This window comes from Kaistella pullorum (assembly GCF_014837035.1).
GTDB classification, from domain to species: domain Bacteria; phylum Bacteroidota; class Bacteroidia; order Flavobacteriales; family Weeksellaceae; genus Kaistella; species Kaistella rhinocerotis.
Map to the genome: position 1 here is coordinate 1 of NZ_JACSPS010000002.1, position 14,474 is coordinate 14,474.

Annotated in this window: 16 protein-coding genes; 10 read left to right on the forward strand and 6 right to left on the reverse strand. The window is 44.2% G+C overall.

The features are described 5' to 3' along the window. The first annotated feature begins 128 nt into the window (after nt 1–128). Nucleotides 129–692: a DUF7010 family protein gene (locus tag H9628_RS04425; protein WP_251832919.1), complete on the forward strand. Its 564-nt coding sequence runs from the start codon at nt 129–131 to the stop codon at nt 690–692. Between the two features lie 115 nt (nt 693–807). Here H9628_RS04425 and H9628_RS04430 read toward each other — a convergent pair whose 3' ends face one another. Beyond that, entirely contained in the window at nt 808–999 is a 192-nt protein-coding gene (locus H9628_RS04430) for a hypothetical protein (protein ID WP_251832920.1), read from the reverse strand. A gap of 76 nt (nt 1,000–1,075) precedes the next feature. Between H9628_RS04430 and H9628_RS04435 the strand changes: the two genes are divergently transcribed. The 8 genes from H9628_RS04435 to purE all read left to right on the forward strand — a co-directional run bounded on the left by H9628_RS04435 (nt 1,076) and on the right by purE (nt 8,122). Then, on the forward strand, nt 1,076–1,402 hold the full coding sequence (locus H9628_RS04435) for an ArsR/SmtB family transcription factor (RefSeq protein ID WP_251832921.1): 327 nt from the start codon (nt 1,076–1,078) through the stop codon (nt 1,400–1,402). A 47-nt stretch (nt 1,403–1,449) separates the two neighbouring features. Continuing rightward, nucleotides 1,450–1,923, forward strand: coding sequence for a DUF6428 family protein (locus tag H9628_RS04440; RefSeq protein WP_251832922.1), 474 nt, complete (start codon nt 1,450–1,452; stop codon nt 1,921–1,923). 10 nt (nt 1,924–1,933) lie between these two features. After that, a complete protein-coding gene (arsB, locus tag H9628_RS04445; RefSeq protein ID WP_251832923.1) occupies nt 1,934–2,968 on the forward strand; it encodes an ACR3 family arsenite efflux transporter in 1,035 nt (344 codons plus the stop codon). Beyond that, entirely contained in the window at nt 2,965–3,381 is a 417-nt protein-coding gene (locus H9628_RS04450; protein WP_251832924.1) for an arsenate reductase ArsC, read from the forward strand. The genes arsB and H9628_RS04450 overlap by 4 nt, the downstream gene beginning before the upstream one ends. 250 nt (nt 3,382–3,631) lie before the next feature. Next, complete coding sequence (locus H9628_RS04455) at nt 3,632–6,181, forward strand: cation-translocating P-type ATPase (RefSeq protein WP_251832925.1); 2,550 nt, start codon at nt 3,632–3,634, stop codon at nt 6,179–6,181. Nucleotides 6,182–6,356: 175 nt separating this feature from the next. Continuing rightward, the gene (locus H9628_RS04460) at nt 6,357–6,839 is read left to right on the forward strand and encodes a YciI family protein (RefSeq protein WP_251832926.1); all 483 of its coding nucleotides are present in this window, start codon (nt 6,357–6,359) and stop codon (nt 6,837–6,839) included. A gap of 3 nt (nt 6,840–6,842) precedes the next feature. After that, the gene (locus H9628_RS04465; protein WP_251832927.1) at nt 6,843–7,394 is read left to right on the forward strand and encodes a DUF5655 domain-containing protein; all 552 of its coding nucleotides are present in this window, start codon (nt 6,843–6,845) and stop codon (nt 7,392–7,394) included. A 224-nt stretch (nt 7,395–7,618) separates the two neighbouring features. Beyond that, complete coding sequence (gene purE, locus H9628_RS04470; protein WP_251832928.1) at nt 7,619–8,122, forward strand: 5-(carboxyamino)imidazole ribonucleotide mutase; 504 nt, start codon at nt 7,619–7,621, stop codon at nt 8,120–8,122. Between the two features lie 6 nt (nt 8,123–8,128). On the opposite strand, the gene H9628_RS04475 is transcribed toward purE, so the two are convergent. The 4 genes from H9628_RS04475 to tyrS form a co-directional block, all read right to left on the reverse strand. Then, nucleotides 8,129–8,974, reverse strand: a complete 846-nt coding sequence (locus H9628_RS04475) for an alpha/beta hydrolase (protein ID WP_251832929.1) — start codon at nt 8,972–8,974, stop codon at nt 8,129–8,131. A gap of 13 nt (nt 8,975–8,987) precedes the next feature. After that, nucleotides 8,988–9,626, reverse strand: a complete 639-nt coding sequence (locus H9628_RS04480; protein ID WP_251832930.1) for an alpha/beta hydrolase — start codon at nt 9,624–9,626, stop codon at nt 8,988–8,990. Nucleotides 9,627–9,883: 257 nt separating this feature from the next. After that, nucleotides 9,884–10,636, reverse strand: coding sequence for an acyl-CoA desaturase (locus H9628_RS04485; protein ID WP_251832931.1), 753 nt, complete (start codon nt 10,634–10,636; stop codon nt 9,884–9,886). Nucleotides 10,637–10,761: 125 nt separating this feature from the next. Further along, the gene (gene tyrS, locus H9628_RS04490) at nt 10,762–12,057 is read right to left on the reverse strand and encodes a tyrosine--tRNA ligase (protein ID WP_251832932.1); all 1,296 of its coding nucleotides are present in this window, start codon (nt 12,055–12,057) and stop codon (nt 10,762–10,764) included. Between the two features lie 446 nt (nt 12,058–12,503). Here tyrS and H9628_RS04495 point away from each other — a divergent pair, with 446 nt between their 5' ends. Further along, nucleotides 12,504–12,950, forward strand: coding sequence for a KTSC domain-containing protein (locus H9628_RS04495; protein ID WP_251832933.1), 447 nt, complete (start codon nt 12,504–12,506; stop codon nt 12,948–12,950). 55 nt (nt 12,951–13,005) lie between these two features. On the opposite strand, the gene H9628_RS04500 is transcribed toward H9628_RS04495, so the two are convergent. Further along, nucleotides 13,006–14,460 carry a sigma 54-interacting transcriptional regulator gene (locus H9628_RS04500; protein ID WP_251832934.1) on the reverse strand — a complete coding sequence of 485 codons (1,455 nt, stop codon included), beginning with the start codon at nt 14,458–14,460 and terminating at the stop codon, nt 13,006–13,008. Between the last annotated feature and the right edge of the window lie 14 nt (nt 14,461–14,474).

The following is a 14,474-nucleotide window of genomic DNA, read 5'->3' on the forward strand; positions in this document are numbered from 1 at the left end:
TTCGCTAATACTTCTTTTTGTTATATTTAGAAAGACCAGTTATCATAATCCCCGCCAACAGAAATACCCAACCGTTAACTGCAAGCATTAAAAAACAGAACCTACAAACCATCTGAACTTTATCAAATATGCAAGGGATTGGAAGAACACTTGAAGACCAAAAGAATGAATTTAAACGAGGGAAATTATTAGCAACACCAATTGCGGGTTTGATCGCCTGGTCAGCAGTGGCAATTTCAGGAATGTTTTTTAGTGATCAAATTACTGTTTGGGTTTTGTTCATTTCAACAGGATCGATTGTGTATTTAGGAATGGGAATCTCGAAACTTACTGGAGAAGATTTCCTCGATAAGAGCAAACCGAAAAATACTTTTAATACTCTATTCTTCTATACTGCTGCCCAAGCAATACTAGTGTATTCAATTGCAATTCCGTTTTTTATTGAAAATTATACATCTTTACCGTTAACCGTTGGAATTTTGACTGGTTTAATGTGGTTGCCCTTAAGTTGGATCATTGACCATTGGATTGGAATATTTCATTCGTTAGTTCGAACAATATCTGTTCTAACACTTTGGTATTTGTTCCCCGAAGAAAGATTTGTTTTTATTCCATTGGCAATTGTAGTGATCTATGTTATTTCAATTATCATTTTATCAAATCGATATAAAAAAGAAAAATTGAACCAATAGCGGAGTCGAAAATTATGCCTGCAGTTAACTATGGCTATAAAAATTGCTGGTTTCCAACTCTTTAAGACAATACTCAGGTGATTGAAAGTTTGCGATGTTTTACTATCTTTCCGGTTCAATGCCGCAACTTCTCATAGCCGAAACCGTTACCGCCCATACTACCTTCCGCCGGTCCAAGATCCGTTTTTGTAATTAATTCAGCATTGGAAATCCGGGCTTTTTCCGAGAGCATGACAACGGGTTCCGGCATTTCGTGATCACTAAGTCGCTCCGGTATTATGTTCCTCGCGCGTACGGGCGGTAACATCGAAGTAATTCCGTTAAACTTTTGTTTGCATGGTTTTAAACTATATCGTAATATTGCAATATTATAAACACGAACGATGGGAGCCACAAAGACAGATCATTTTACAGACAGCCAAAACCAAATTGCCAAAATGGCTAAAGCGCTCGGCCATCCCGCAAGAATCGCCATAATAGAATATCTGATGAAGGTCAACCAATGCATCTGCGGCGACATCGTAAACGAACTCCCTCTGGCGCAGCCTACCGTTTCGCAACATTTAAAGGAACTCAAAAACGCCGGAATCATCAAAGGAAGCATCGAAGGTAATTCAATCTGCTATTGTATCGATGAAAATGCCGTGAGCCTGCTGAATTCTTATTTTTCGAATATACTGCAAACCGTCATAAAAGGGAACTGCTGCTGATTCATTGTCTGGAATATTTCTTACTACAATTATTAAAACTAAATAAGATGAAACTGTCAGACGTAAAACAGATCTTGCCGACATTGCAAAATGTTGAATTTCAACTCGAAAACGGAACTTTTGTTCCCGAGCATTTCCACGTCACTGAAGTGGGGATTCTCCTTAAGAATTTCATCGATTGTGGAGGTGTGATCCGCTCCGAAAAAGTGGTCAACTTCCAATTGTGGAACGCCGACGATTTTGAACACCGTTTGAAGCCGGGCAAACTGCTCCACATCATACAGCTGTCGCAGGAAAAACTGGGTATTGAAGAAGATTTGGAAATTGAAGTCGAATACCAGGATCAGACAATAGGTAAATATGACCTCGATTTCAATGGTGAAACTTTTGTACTTAAAAACAAAACCACCGCCTGTCTGGCCCAGGACTCCTGCGGAATCCCGGCTGGGAAACCGAAGAAAAACTTAGCCGAATTGACGGTGAATACAGGTACTTGCGAGCCGGGTAGTGGCTGTTGCTAAATCTTAGGAGATGCAGCCAAAACTAAAATTTCTGGACAGATACCTGACTTTATGGATTTTCCTCGCCATAGCACTCGGTGTAGGCTTGGGTTATCTGTTTCCAAATATAGCCGGAGTGATGGACGGTTTTACGGTTGGTACAACCAATATTCCGCTCGCCATCGGGTTGGTATTGATGATGTATCCGCCGCTTGCAAAAGTAGATTATTCACTGTTGCCCAATGCCTTGAAAGACCGGAAAGTAATAGGGATCACACTCGTTTTAAACTGGGCGATCGGCACGGTGCTTATGTTTGCGCTGGCCGTTTTGTTTTTACGCAACGAACCTGAATATATGTCGGGTCTGATACTGATCGGCCTGGCCAGATGTATTGCAATGGTGATCGTCTGGAGCGATTTGGCCCAAGCCAACAGAGAGTACACTGCATTGTTGGTGGCACTGAACAGTGTCTTTCAAATCTTAACCTACAGTTTTTTCGTTTGGCTCTTTATTAATGTATTGCCGGCCCAGCTCGGAATCGCCAATTTCAATATCCGCGTCCCGATGAAAGATGTTACCCAAAGCGTTCTGATCTATTTAGGCGTTCCGTTTTTAGCCGGTTTTCTCAGCCGTTATTTCCTGGTAAGATCAAAAGGAATTGAGTGGTATAACAGAAAATTTGTGCCAAAGATTTCGCCCATCACTTTATACGCGCTGCTGTTTACTATTGTACTGATGTTCAGTTTGAAAGGCGATAAGATATTGGAGTTGCCGCTGGATGTGGTGAAAATCGCAATACCGTTGATCATCTACTTTGTAGTGATGTTTTTCGTGAGTTTCTTTATCAGCCTCTATCTGAAAGTGCCATACGATAAAAACGCATCCATTGCATTTACCGCCACCGGCAATAATTTCGAGTTAGCCATCGCCGTGGCTATAGCCGTTTTCGGAATTCATTCTCCGCAGGCCTTTGTGGGCGTAATCGGGCCTTTAATTGAAGTGCCGGTTCTTATTTTGCTGGTTAGGATGAGTTTATTTTTAAAACAAAAATATTACAGCGTATGAAAAAAAATGTACTGGTGCTTTGCACTGGAAACAGTTGCAGAAGCCAGATCGCGGAGGGATATTTGCGGCATTTTGCAGGAGAGAAAGCCAATGTTTTCAGTGCAGGGATTGAAACGCACGGTGTAAATCCAAAAGCCATTGCAACGATGGAAGAGGACGGAATCGATATTTCGAACCACACCTCCAACCATATTGACGAGTACCGCAACATCGATTTCGATTTTGTAATCACTGTGTGCGACAATGCCAAAGAGCGGTGCCCATTCTTCCCATCGGAAGCGCAAAAACTTCACCATAATTTCCCGGATCCCGCCAAGGCGGCAGGCACGCCGGAAGAAGTGACAGACCAGTTCAGGCAGGTCCGGGAGCAGATCAAAGCTTACTGTAAAACATTTGTCGAACGCCAGCTTTAAACGGCGGAAAGACGAAGACACCTGTTTCAGTTAAAAAAATGAACACAAAACAGGGTGCGACCGCTGTATTTGCTTCTGTTTTTCCTTACCTGCAGAATTTACTCTAATTGCAGTTTTATATTGTTCTTTTAACTAAATTAGGACATGCGGAAAATGTATCATTAAATACACTTCGACGCTATATTTTTTTTAGACATTGCGCATAATGCAGGTCTTCATTGGCTGTGAAATTTATTTGATTTTTAAAGCTATGGCGCACAACATCCCCCAACACCTTACCGGACTTTCAAATGAGGAGGTTCTGGCTTCTCAAAAGAAATACGGCTACAACAGAATTCATTCAGCCCCAAAAAGTTCCTGGTTCAGCTTACTTCTCGATATTCTAAAAGAACCGATGTTGCTGCTGCTTATTGCCGTCGCCATTATTTACCTCATTGTGGGAGATTATGGCGAAGCTGCTTTTATGCTCGCTGCAATCGTGGCGGTGTCGGGGATTTCCTTTTATCAGGACAACCGCAGCAAGAAAGCACTGGAAGCGCTCGAAAAACTCAATGAGCCTTTAAGTACCGTCATCCGGAGTTCTAAAATGATACAGATTCCCACACATGAAATTGCCGTCGGTGATCTGTGCATCACCGAAGAGGGCAAAATGATCAGTGCCGACGGCCAAATTGTTCACAGCAATGATTTTTCGGTAAATGAGGCATCGCTGACTGGTGAAACGTTTTCAGTTTTTAAAAGTCTGGAAACCGAGGACAGGAATGTGTACAGCGGAACGCTGGTGGTTTCGGGGCTGGCTGTTTTTGAAGTGCAGAATATCGGCGACTCTACAAAATTAGGTAAGATAGGAGAGTCAATTCAGTCTATTCAGGAAGATCAGTCGCCATTGCACGCCCAAATCACCAAATTCGTTAAAGGCATGGCAGTCATTGGAATCGTGGTGTTCATCATGGTTTGGGGTTACAGTTTTTGGCAGAGCGGTGATATTATCGAAAGTCTCCTGGTTGGTCTTACGCTGGCGATGTCAATTTTACCCGAAGAGATTCCGGTTGCATTCACCACATTTATGGCTTTGGGAGCCTGGAAACTCATGCGCGAAGGCATCATCATCAAACGAAGCACAGTAGTGGAAACTTTGGGAAGTACCACCGTGATCTGTACCGATAAAACCGGCACGATCACCGAAAATTCGATGCAACTGAAAGCGCTGTATGACTTTCGGACGCACCGTCTTTATGAGGACGGCCAGTTCAATGATCCTGTGCTGGCAGAACTGATACAATTTGCGATGTGGAGCAGTGAGCCTGTACCGTTCGACCCAATGGAAAAATCCCTGCACAAGATTTACGAACAGACCCAGAACACAGATGTTCGGCAAAATTTCCGAATGATCCATGAATATCCGCTGGAAGGCAAGCCGCCGATGATGACGCACATATTTGAAAATAAAAAAAACAAAGAACGTCTCATTGCAGCCAAAGGAGCGCCTGAAGCGCTTTTGGGTGTGTCAGATTTGTCGGAAAACGAAAAAACACAGTTACGTGCGCAAATTAAACAACTCGGCAAGCAGGGTTACCGGCTTTTAGGCGTAGCCAAATCGAATTTTGAAAGAAATGATTTCCCCGAAAAACAGCAGGATTTTAACTTTGAGTTTTTAGGTTTTACTGTGTTTTATGATCCGCCAAAAGCCGGAATTGAGGATGTTTTTAGGCAAATCTATGATGCGGGCATCAAAGTAAAAGTGATTACCGGTGACAGCGAAGAAACTACAAATGCCATTGCGCTACAAGCCGGAATTATCAACAGTTCACCCGCAGTGAATGGCGCGGAAATCGTAGATCATACTGAACAGGAACTTACTGAACTTTCCAGGAAAACCACGCTTTTTACACGGATGTTTCCGGAAGCCAAACTGAAGATGGTCAACGCTTTAAAGAAAGATGACGCAGTAGTGGCCATGCTCGGCGACGGCGTGAACGATGCGCCGGCACTTAAAGCCGCTCATATTGGTGTGGCGATGGGAAACAAAGGAACCGAAATTGCGAAGGCCGCCGCTTCCCTGGTCATTATCAACGACGACCTTAATAAACTGGTGACCGGCATTGCGGCGGGTAGAAGGATTTACAGCAACATAAAAAAAGCCATTCAATACATCATCTCCATTCATATACCGATTATCCTTACGGTTTCTCTGCCATTGTTTTTAGGATGGATTTATCCGCAAATCTTCACTCCTGTTCATGTCATTTTCCTTGAATTGATCATGGGTCCTACCTGTTCCATCGTGTACGAGAATGAGCCGATGGAAAAAGAAACAATGAAACAGAATCCCCGCCGAATGACCGAAACTTTCCTGAACTGGAAGGAATTGAGCATCAGTATCATACAGGGTTTAATGATTACCGGCGGAATTCTTGTTATCTATCAGTTTACGATGCAGCAGGGTGGTGACGAAGCTACCACACGCGCAATGGTTTTTACGACGCTGATATTTGCAAACATTTTGTTGAGTTTAACGAACCGGTCATTCAAATACAGTATTTTTGAGACACTGAAATACAGGAACAATCTCTTCCCGATCGTCATCAGTGTTACTTTACTGTTGCTGGCTGCAATACTTTACATACCTTCTTTTGCGGCGTTTTTCCGATTGGTTGGATTGTCTTTGCGGGAATTGCTGACTGCATTTCTGGTAGCCGCGGTTTCCGTTCTGTGGTTTGAAATCTACAAATGGGTGAAGCGGAGAAGTTCCATTGACAATGCGCCTTCACAAACCAAAAGACAAATTTTCCAGTCTTAAGTTCAGCAAAAGAGCGACCGGAAAAATATCAGAAACAGAGCATTTGAATCTGCAGAATTAAAAAATCCAGCGGTGAAACAGGTAACTGATTCCAGGATATCTTTGTATTTTTAATGATTGGCAAAGCGGTCTTCTCAGCTAGCGGTAACCGGCAACATATAAAATATATTATAAAATGAAAGCTGTATTGATTTTTACTTTCCTTGCTGCTGCTTCCCTCATTTTTGGGCAGACTGAGAAAGATAAGACGAGTTTGGGAACAAACCCCAATTACGACAATGAATTAGCCAAGAGAATGGGCGCGGACGATTATGGAATGAAAAATTACTTCCTGGTTATTCTGAAAACTGGCGCCAACACATCCGCGGATAAAGCGCTTGTTGCTGAAAGTTTCAAAGGCCACATGACCAACATCAACCGCCTCGTGGCCGAGGACAAATTGATTGTGGCAGGACCTTTCGGTAAAAATGAGAAAAATTACCGGGGCATTTTTATCTTAAATAATTTAAAGACGCGGGAAGAGGCAACGCAATTGTTACAAACCGATCCGGCGGTAAAAAACGGACTGTTGGACTACGAAATTTTCCCTTGGTACGGCTCTGCCGCGCTCCCTCAGTACCTGCCTTTTTCCGATAAAATATGGAAGTCAAAACCTTAAGCCATGGATAAAGCTACACAAACGATGATCGAAAACCTGTATAAAAATACAGGCAAAACTTTGGCGCAATGGATTGAGACCGTAAAGGCTCAAAACATCGCGAAGCACGGTGAAATCATTAAATATCTGAAAGAAAATCACGCTTTCACGCACGGATTTGCCAATCTTGTGGCGCATAAAGCCAATGAAACTGATGCCGGTTCGGCCGAAAATCAGGATGAACTGATCACCAGGCAATACAGCGGAAAAGAACATTTCAAACCGGTTTACGACAGGCTTCTGTCGGAGATTAAAGCATTTGGCAACGATATCGAGGTTGCGCCAAAAAACGCTTATGTAAGTTTGAGGCGGAAGAAACAGTTCGCAATTCTGAACCCTGCCACAAAGACTCGCTTCGAAATTGGCCTCAACCTGAAAGGACAGGAGACGACCGGAAAACTGGAAGCTGAAAAACCCAATGCAATGTGTTCGCATAAATTAAGCATTTCCGGCCTGCAGGATATTGACGAGGAAGTAATCGGCTGGCTTAAAAAGGCATATGACGCTGCCGGCTGAAAGGTTTTATCACTACGCCAATTGCAGATCGTTATTCTACTTCATTTTAAATCTTACCGAAAACATTTTAAGGAAGACTCGGCGCGCAAATTTCAAGGGGTTTCTCTGTCCGGATTGTGGATGGCAAGTGCAATAAAATCGCGAGCGTCAGCGGCATTTTCTCTCCAAAATTCTGCGAAAACCCTTATCTTTAGCCTGATATAATTATTAAAACATCAACACCAATGGTCGGAATCATCATGGGGAGCCAAAGCGACCTGAAAATAATGGAGCAGGCAGCTGATTTCCTGAAATCGCTTGACATTTCTTACGAACTTACGGTGGTTTCCGCGCACCGCACGCCAAAACGTATGCTGGAGTATGCCGAAACCGCGAAAAACCGCGGGATCAGCGTGATCATCGCCGGAGCAGGTGGTGCCGCACACTTGCCGGGAATGGTCGCAAGCTGTACGACATTGCCGGTGATTGGTGTACCGATTTTATCCTCAAATTCCATCGACGGATGGGATTCCGTACTGTCTATTTTGCAAATGCCGTCGGGGATTCCTGTTGCAACGGTTGCGCTGAACGGCGCTGCGAATGCCGGGATTCTAGCCGCTAAAATAATCGGTACTTTTGATGACGGTGTTGCGCATAAACTGCAGCAGTATCAGAATTCTCTGGAGCAAAAAGTTTTGGGTACGGTGGATGAAATAAAAAACAGCCATCCAAACGCTTTCGACCGCTAAAACCAATTATTTAAGCCAAAGAAAAGCTGCCGGAAACTCGCCCCGCCAGTACATTTCGTTGTGTTTGCCGTCCTCATCTGAGCGGTTGTAAATGTTTTTTGCCTTCACACTCCTAGATTTCAGCGCGTCGATTATTTTCTGCGTCTGCGCCACCATTTCAGCAGATTCGTTCTTACCCTGTACGAAATAATATTTTTGGTGACGTAGGTTCTGTTTTGAATTTTTAATGAAATTTTCAAGTTCAGACTCATTGAACCAAAATGCGTTGCTGAACGCCAAAATTTTTCCAAAAGTCCCAGGGTGTTTTACGCCGCCATATACCGAAATCAATGCTCCGAGCGAACTGCCGCCTAAAATCGTGTGCTTGCGTCCCGGTTTCGTGCGGAAGTTTCCGTCAATGTAAGGTTTCAGCGTTTCGACAATGAACCGCATATATTCTTCGCCGTGGCCGCCACCGTATTTTTCGTTTTTGAATGGTGAAAGTTCATCCATCCGCTTTTCGCCGCCATTATCGATGCCAACGACAATTGCCGATTTTCCGGTTTCTCCGTAAATTTTATCAAGCGCCTCGTCTATCTGCCATTCTCCGGCAAACGAAGTTTTGTCGTCAAACAGATTTTGGCCGTCATGCATATACAGGACCGGATATTTTTTTCGGGATGAAACGTAATCGGGCGGAAGGTAAATCCAGATTCGCCGGGTTGTGTTTAGCTGCGGTGCCGAAAAGTTTTCACTTAAAATTTTCACATTAGCCGACCGCGTACTCTGTTTTTCGGGTTCTGAACCTGCTGCCTGTCCGTGGACCTGAATCTGGATGGAAAGCAACAGAAGTAAAATCGAAAGCCTTTTCATTTGGTTAATAAATTTATTTACGCAAAAAGTCCATCAGGTCCATGTAGTTTTTCTGGTTGACGCCGTGTCCGTTCATGTATTCGCGAAAACTGAAAAAACAGCTAAGGTCGTATAACAGATCCGCGGCTTTCCGGCCCCATTCGAGCGGCACTGTTGCATCATCAGTTCCGTGTGAAATGAAGAAGCGCAAATGCTCGAGCTTCTTCTTGTCTTTCACCATGTTGGGCATTATCTTTTCTTCGGGATATGCGCTGAGACAGGCCACTTTGTTAAACAACTCAGGATATTCTAGCGCGAGTGCATAAGATATGATGCCGCCCTGTGAAAAGCCGATGAGGTGCGTCTGGTTGTCCGTAAGACCGTACCGGTTGCTGACACTCATGATATTGGCCAAAATATTTTCTAATGATTGCCTCGCCTGCGGTACATCTACGCGGTTTTCCACATTCATCAGGTCAATATCATACCACGAATAGCCACCATAATGCGAGTTGTGGGGCGCACGGAAGCTGACGATGAGCCAGTCTTCCGGAATTGTGGGCGCAAATGAAAAAAGGTCTTCTTCATTGCTTCCGTAACCGTGAAGCAGGACAAGTAGGGTAGTAGAAGGCGTGATTGTTTCGGGCTCGCGAACGAGATATTGTAATTCCATACGCAAATATATTGCAATTTTCCGGGTCAGGGCGCTTTAAAGGAATGTGCGACATCCTATGAGAGGAATGGCAGCGGCGGCCTGTCACTTATAGATTTGTTTATTTTTAATGCCTTCAGATCACGCTGATCACGCAGATTTCTTGCGCATTGGTGTCTCTGCAGCATATCCAAAGATACGACTTGGGACCATTGTGTAATTCTTTCTGTACTTTGTAGTTAAATAAAAAAACCGGATCAAAAATCCGGTTTTATTTTTTAAACTTCCCTTTTTACCACCGCGACCGGCTTCAGTTTGATCAGTTTCATTTTGTCTAAAAGCAACATGATCAGATACGTAACGTCAATCTCATGCCATCTTACGCCTCCAAAATTCGCTCTTCCACCGTATTTGTGATGATTGTTGTGATAGCCTTCGCCCATCATCAGCCAATCAAAACGGAACAGGTTTTTTGAAGTATCTGAAACTTTAAAGTTTACATAACCATAGATATGTCCGAACCAGTTGATGATCACGCCATGAATTGGCGCCATCATATAAGCAACCGGAAGCAGGATCCACTGCCACCACGCCGTGGCGAAAAAGTAAAAGAAAGCGGTATACGCGATTGCCCAGCCAATTCTGGAACCCCAGGAACTCGCGAACTTATCAAAAGCTTCCCACTGCGGAACATTTTTGGTGAATTTCTCTTCGATGATTACCTTTTGCTTGTTGATCTGCTGGTAAATGCTTTTTGTGCGCCACATCATAGTGAACAGATTGTGGTCGTACTTCGGTGAGTGCGGATCTTTCTCGGTATCTGCGTAGGCATGATGCATGCGGTGCATTACACCGTAGCCGTAGGCCGAAAGATAATTGGATCCCTGTGTAACCCACGTTAGTACATAACACAGTTTTTCGCCGAATTTCGACATTTTGAAAGTTTGGTGCGCTGCGTAGCGGTGCAGAAAAAAAGTCTGGAAAAAAAGCCCTGAATACCAGAGCACAATGATGAAAATGATAACTGCCATTAAAATAAATTAGGTGTAAAATTACAACTTTAAAAGTTAAACAGCTGTTTACAAGTGTGGCTATAGGCCTGAAACTATATGCTAGTAATAACAAAAAATCCGGCTTGGAGCCGGATTGTTGTAGTTTAAACAGCCTTTACGATGAAGTAATTTTTCTTTCCTTTTTGAAGCAACAGGAACTTGCCGTCGATCAGATCAGATTCCTTTATCTGAAAAGTGTCGTTTATTTTTTCTTTATTTATGGATATCGAGTTGCTTTGAAGCTCTCGTCTCGCCTCGCCCTTTGATTTAAGAAAACCGGATTTTTCTGATATCAGATCAATCACACCGCCTTCCAGCACTTCTATTTTCGCGATTTCCTTCTGTGGAACACCTTCAAAGACCTCCAGGAATGTTGCTTCATCCAGATTCACCAAATCTTCAGCTGTGGAACGACCGAACAGTATTTCCGAAGCCTTCACGGCTTTTTCAAATTCTTCGCGGTTATGAACCCAAACGGTTACTTCTTCAGCCAGTTTTTTCTGTAGTTTACGCTCGTGCGGTGCCGTTTTATGTTCTGCGATTAACGTTTCGATTTCTTCTTTAGTCAGGAAGGTGTAGAATTTAATAAAACGTTCAGCATCTTCATCCGTAGCATTCACCCAAAACTGGTAGAATTTGTACGGCGACGTCTTTTTCGGATCGAGCCAGTAGTTTTCGCCGCTTTCAGATTTGCCGAATTTTGAACCGTCTGCTTTTGTGATCAGCGGGACAGTGAGCGCGAAGGCCTCGCCCTGGACTTTTCTGCGGATCAGTTCGGTGCCGGTGGTGATATTTCCCCACTGGTCGCTGCCGCCCATCTGCAGTTTCACGTTTTTCGCACGGTAAAGATGCAGGAAATCGTAACCCTGCAACAGCTGGTAACTGAATTCGGTAAAACTCATGCCTTCTGCACCGCCTTCACCGGTGATCCTTTTCTTCACCGATTCTTTGGCCATCATGTAGTTCACCGTGATGTTTTTGCCGATATCGCGGATGAATTCGAGGAAAGAAAACTCTTTCATCCAGTCGTAATTGTTTACCAGTTCCGCGCTGTTGGCTTCGCTGCCGTCAAACTTCAGGAACTTCGTAAGCTGACCTTTAAGACAGGAAACATAATGATTCAGCGTTTCTTCGTCAAGTGCGTTTCTTTCGGTAGATTTTCCGGACGGATCGCCGATCATGCCGGTAGCACCTCCCACCAAAGCAATTGGTTTGTGGCCGTGCTGCTGAAAATGCGCCAGAATCTTGATCTGAACCAAACTCCCGATATGAAGCGAATCTGCCGTAGGATCAAACCCGATATAGGCTGTTGTCAATTCTTTGTTCAGCTGTTCATCGGTTCCGGGCATCATGTCTGCGTACAGACCGCGCCATTTCAGTTCTTCAATAAAGGGATTCATTTTCAGTAAAATTTTAAGCCGCAAAGATAGGGTTTTTGGATAATTTTTTCAGGAGCTTTATCCGGCTCTCCGCTGTATCTTTCTTGGTGGCTTCGGCGGCCTCAGCCACCAAAAAAGGATGCCGCTTCGATCCGGGCTAGGTTTTCGCGCGGTCTCCGCAGTTTGTTATTAGTACAACTTTTATTTTTATCGCGATCTGTGTTTTTACCGTGGACCCGCGCCCCGACCTGAGTGGAGCTCTCCGCCGGCACGGCGGAAGCGGGAACGGAGGGCATAAACGAAAGTAAAGCGAATGCTTTAGTTGAAGTTTACGAACGTAGTTCAGGGAGCCTAAAAATTAAAAAATGGGCCTTAAATTTTAAAAGCCTAATTTTGCACCCCGAAATTCAGGTCGAGAGTTTTAACCGTTGAATTTACGATACTTAAACCAAACAACAGAACGATATATGAAAAGAATTGGCGAACACAGAAAACTTCTTGGCGTCGACAAAACCGCCACGCTGAAAGACCTGAAAACCATCTACCGCAACACCATGAAGGATGCACATCCCGATAAATTCGTGAATGATGAAGCCGGAAAGCTGGAAGCTGAGGAGAAAAGCAAATCGGTGATTGAAGCGTATCATTTCCTCGTCAGCATTAACCCCGAGACACAAGAGAAATATAAGGAAGAATACACGGAAACCACGACCAAATCGAATATTCAGGATTTCGATTATGAAAAGCAGATCCTCAAAATCCAACATCTGAACGGTAAAATGTTCGAATACATCGGCGTGCCGCGGAATACCTACATTAAAATGGTTAACGCAGATTCGCCAAGCCGTTTTGCGCGACGCCATATTTACGGAAACTTCACCTACCGCAAGGCCGGCGAAGCGATGGTTGATTAAGATACAAACAAAGAAATGCCCCGCATCTGCGGGGCATTTCTTTTTTAAGGCCGTGTTACTTGCTGAAATATTTTCCGATCCCGGCAGAGTCGAAAGTGTATTTGTTTTCTGTTTGGGTTTTATCGAGTTTTTTATTGGCTGCTAATGCCCACAATATAAGTTCTTTGCAGAAACTGCGGTCACCGTCACCGAGGTCGGCGGTATTTTCGTCAATCAGCACATCCAGCGGTTTTACTTCATTCAATTTGCCGTTGAGTTCATCATCGCTATCGTTATAATTGAGTTCGAGTTGGTTGTCATCAAACCATTTGATAAGATCGGTGTACGGCGTTTTTATGCTTTCTTTCTCGAGCTTTGGGATCCGCGGGAAAATCTGTTCGAACTGTGTCATAACTGCTTGATCGATAAGCAACTTCGCCACGTGGTCGGCGCCTTCCTGCTCACCTTCATACACGAGTTCAATCTTACCGGTAATCGAGGGAATCACGGACATAAAATCCATCAGACGTATCGAGGTTTTCTCCGAATCTGTTTCAAGCAACCTTAATTTTGCAGCTGCGACCAGATTTTCCATCGCACTGATGGTAAGTCGTGCACTCACGCCGCTTTTGGCATCTACAAATTCGCTGTCACGTGCAGAAAATGCGATTTCCTCGAGAAGGTCTCTGGCCATATCTGGAATCGAAATCTTAGCACTGTCACCGGCCGAAATGTTGGCTTCCTGCTCGGTGATCTGCCGGGCGAGCGGAATGGTTTTCGGGTAGTGCGTGAAAATCTGCGAACCGATTCTATCCTTCAGCGGTGTCACGATGCTTCCGCGGTTGGTATAATCTTCCGGATTCGCGGTGAATACAAACTGGATGTCAAGCGGCATCCTCAACTGGAAGCCGCGGATCTGTATGTCGCCTTCCTGCAGAATATTGAACAGTGAAACCTGGATCCTGGCCTGCAAATCGGGCAACTCATTCAATACGAAAATACAGCGGTTTGCCCGCGGAATCATGCCGTAATGCAATACACGCTCATCGGAATAAGGAAGTTTGAGCGTAGCTGCTTTTATCGGGTCGATATCACCGATCAGATCAGCTACATTAACGTCCGGTGTGGCGAGTTTTTCAAAGAAACGGTCGCTGCGGTGAACCCACGAAATGGGTGTGTCATCACCTTTTTCTGCAATCAGGTCACGCGCATATTTGGAGATCGGCTGAAAGGGACTGTCATTGATTTCTGAACCTTTTACAATGGGCATGTATTCATCCAAAAGGCTCACCATGCTGCGCGCGATACGGGTTTTTGCCTGTCCGCGAAGTCCCAGAAGATTGATGTGATGTCCCGCCAGCAGAGCTTTTTTAAGCTGAGGAATCACGGTGTCTTCATAGCCCCAAAGTCCTTCGAAAATGGGTTCTTTGGCCTTAATTTTAGCAATCAGGTTCTGCTGAATCTCTTCTGAAATCGTCTTGTGTGCATAGCCTGATTCTTTAAGTTGTCTGAATGTAGTATCGTTTATCATTTTGTTTGTTGATG

Excerpts from the sequence above, each read along its gene's own strand:
- H9628_RS04455 (WP_251832925.1), top strand. The coding sequence starts at position 3,632 with ATGGCGCACAACATCCCCCAACACCTTACCGGACTTTCAAATGAGGAG.
- H9628_RS04500 (WP_251832934.1), bottom strand. The coding sequence starts at position 14,460 with ATGATAAACGATACTACATTCAGACAACTTAAAGAATCAGGCTATGCA.
- purE (WP_251832928.1), top strand. The coding sequence starts at position 7,619 with ATGGTCGGAATCATCATGGGGAGCCAAAGCGACCTGAAAATAATGGAG.
- H9628_RS04435 (WP_251832921.1), top strand. The coding sequence starts at position 1,076 with ATGGGAGCCACAAAGACAGATCATTTTACAGACAGCCAAAACCAAATT.
- H9628_RS04480 (WP_251832930.1), bottom strand. The coding sequence starts at position 9,626 with ATGGAATTACAATATCTCGTTCGCGAGCCCGAAACAATCACGCCTTCT.
- H9628_RS04495 (WP_251832933.1), top strand. The coding sequence starts at position 12,504 with ATGAAAAGAATTGGCGAACACAGAAAACTTCTTGGCGTCGACAAAACC.
- H9628_RS04440 (WP_251832922.1), top strand. The coding sequence starts at position 1,450 with ATGAAACTGTCAGACGTAAAACAGATCTTGCCGACATTGCAAAATGTT.
- H9628_RS04425 (WP_251832919.1), top strand. The coding sequence starts at position 129 with ATGCAAGGGATTGGAAGAACACTTGAAGACCAAAAGAATGAATTTAAA.
- H9628_RS04475 (WP_251832929.1), bottom strand. The coding sequence starts at position 8,974 with ATGAAAAGGCTTTCGATTTTACTTCTGTTGCTTTCCATCCAGATTCAG.
- H9628_RS04485 (WP_251832931.1), bottom strand. The coding sequence starts at position 10,636 with ATGGCAGTTATCATTTTCATCATTGTGCTCTGGTATTCAGGGCTTTTT.
- H9628_RS04465 (WP_251832927.1), top strand. The coding sequence starts at position 6,843 with ATGGATAAAGCTACACAAACGATGATCGAAAACCTGTATAAAAATACA.
- tyrS (WP_251832932.1), bottom strand. The coding sequence starts at position 12,057 with ATGAATCCCTTTATTGAAGAACTGAAATGGCGCGGTCTGTACGCAGAC.
- H9628_RS04430 (WP_251832920.1), bottom strand. The coding sequence starts at position 999 with ATGTTACCGCCCGTACGCGCGAGGAACATAATACCGGAGCGACTTAGT.
- H9628_RS04460 (WP_251832926.1), top strand. The coding sequence starts at position 6,357 with ATGAAAGCTGTATTGATTTTTACTTTCCTTGCTGCTGCTTCCCTCATT.
- arsB (WP_251832923.1), top strand. The coding sequence starts at position 1,934 with ATGCAGCCAAAACTAAAATTTCTGGACAGATACCTGACTTTATGGATT.
- H9628_RS04450 (WP_251832924.1), top strand. The coding sequence starts at position 2,965 with ATGAAAAAAAATGTACTGGTGCTTTGCACTGGAAACAGTTGCAGAAGC.